This window comes from Chrysiogenia bacterium (assembly GCA_020434085.1).
Lineage (GTDB): Bacteria > JAGRBM01 > JAGRBM01 > JAGRBM01 > JAGRBM01 > JAGRBM01.
Genome location: JAGRBM010000455.1, coordinates 1 through 2183, shown reverse-complemented (window position 1 = coordinate 2183; position 2183 = coordinate 1). Strand labels below are relative to the sequence as shown.

Genomic DNA, 2183 nt, shown 5'->3' with positions numbered 1-2183 from the left:
TCAATGCCGGGCTGCAGGTCGCGAGCGAGATGTCTGCCAAAGCGCAGTTCGGCCTGTTCGAGGACAATGCGCTGGCAATCGCCGCAGTGTTCGCCATGGTCATCGTGGTCGTGTCCTTCAGCCTGGTCGCCGCCATTTTCGTCGCGGTGATGGCAGAGATGTATGTCGGCCTGCTCGCCGGCATGATCATGCTGGGGCTGGGCGGCTCGAGCTTCACCAAGGATTTCTCGGTCCGCTATCTGGTCTACGCCTTCTCTGTGGGCATGAAGCTGATGGCGCTGGTGATGATCGCCCGCATCGGCTCCGAGGTGCTAATTGATCTCGCCAATGCGCCGTCGGGTGGCGACGAGTTCCTGGCAACGCTGGCGATCGCCGGGATCTCGGTCATTGTCTTTGTCATCGCCATGTATGTGCCCAACATCATTCAGGGGATGGTCCAGGGCGTCTCGGTGACCGGTGGCATGGAAGTAATTCGCCACGGCGGTCAGGCTGGCAGTTTTGCCGCCGGAAGCGCGGCCCTTGCCATGGGCGGTGCAAGAGCAGGGGGTGCGGCCTATTCCGATGCCAGGGCCTCGGGCAGTTCATTCGGCGCCGCGGCGCTGAAGGGCATGGCGACGGGTGTCGGCGCCGGCGGTGGCGCGGCCGCATCTGCCGCGCGTGACAAAGCGATTGGCGTCCCGGGCACCTGGGGCGCTTCGACGCTCGGTCTCGCGAACGCGAAACTCGATCAGTCTCAAGGCCGGCCCACACGGCGGCCCTCGAGCGACGACAAGGCTTGAGGTGAGGCATGGCCAGGAAACCAACGATTGATAATCCCTACATCGCAGCGCGCATGGAATGGAACGAACGCTATGGCTCCTATGTGAAAGCGGCGGCGGCATGGCGCATCGTCGGCATCACCGGGATGCTGATGGCGGTGATCGGCTTCTCCTATGCGCTCTATCAAAGCACGCAGGTCAAGCTCGTCCCGTACATCGTCGAGGTCGACAAGCTCGGCACGGCCGCGACAGCCGGATACCCGCAGCAGATCGAATATGCCGATCCCCGCGTGGTGCGGGCGACGCTCGGCAGCTTCGTGACAAACTTCCGCTCAGTCACCCCCGACACCGTCGTCCAGAAGCAATATATCGACCGCGCCTATGCGCATCTGAGGTCGTCCGACCCGGCGACCGAGAAGGTGAATGCGTGGTTCCGGAGCAACTCGCCCTTCGATCGGGCGCGTGAGAAGACGGTGGCGATCGAGGTCAACAATATCGTTCCGCTCTCCAACCAGAGCTACCAGATCGACTGGACCGAATATGAGCGCGACCGGCAGGGCAAGGAGATCGCCACACGGCGGTTTCGCGGTATTGCGACCGTCACCCTGACATCGCCCCAGGACGAGGCGGTGATCCGTCTCAACCCCATCGGCCTCTACCTGAAGGATTTTGACTGGACGGCGCAATTGTGACGCGCATTCGCTTCAAGCGGTACGCTTGAAGCAAAGATATGCGCGCCAAATGAACACGCCCCGGAGGGAATTGAATGAAGAAGAGTACGAACCGCGGACCCGTCCTGTGCGCAGCCCTTTTGGCTGTGCTAGTTGCTTCGCCGGTCTCCGCGCAGCAGTTGACCGGGAACGAAACCCGCGGCACTGAGCTCTCGGCGCAATGGCAGCACGGGCCCGGCGTTGTAGCCCGCGGTCCCGATGGCAAGGTGATTTTCCTCTTCGGTGAGATTCAGCCCTCGGTGGTCTGCTCGCCGCTGCAGGTCTGTGACATCGAATTGCAGCCAGGCGAAATCGTCCGTGACGTGCTCCTGGGTGATACCGTGCGCTGGAAAGTGGAGCCGGCGACATCGGGCGCACCGAATGCCCAGGCGGTTCACCTGATCGTCAAGCCGTCCGAAGCGGGGCTGGTGACGTCGATGGTGGTCACCACGTCGCGGCGGACCTACCACATCCAGCTCAAGTCCCACCATCGCGATTACATGGCGCGGGTCGGGTTCGAATATCCCGAGGACATCAATGCCCGTTTCGCCGAGATCAATGCCCGCATCGAGGCGAGCGTCGTGCCGGGGGCAGGGGTGCCGGCCGAACAACTGGATTTCGCCTTTCATATGAGCGGATCGGCCCGCTGGCGGCCGACGCGGATCTATAGCGACGGGACGAAGACCTACATCCAGTTTCCTTCTTCATTGGCCGG

General features: G+C 62.6%; 3 protein-coding genes. All 3 read left to right on the top strand.

Features of this window, described 5'->3' with window-relative positions:
- Window positions 1-779 (top strand): P-type conjugative transfer protein TrbL (trbL, locus tag KDH09_15440; protein MCB0221090.1); only part of this gene is annotated, 779 nt, incomplete at its 5' end.
- 8 nt (window positions 780-787) lie between these two features.
- Window positions 788-1450, top strand: coding sequence for a conjugal transfer protein TrbF (locus KDH09_15435; protein MCB0221089.1), 663 nt, complete (start codon window positions 788-790; stop codon window positions 1448-1450).
- A gap of 74 nt (window positions 1451-1524) precedes the next feature.
- Window positions 1525-2183 (top strand): P-type conjugative transfer protein TrbG (trbG, locus tag KDH09_15430; protein MCB0221088.1); only part of this gene is annotated, 659 nt, incomplete at its 3' end.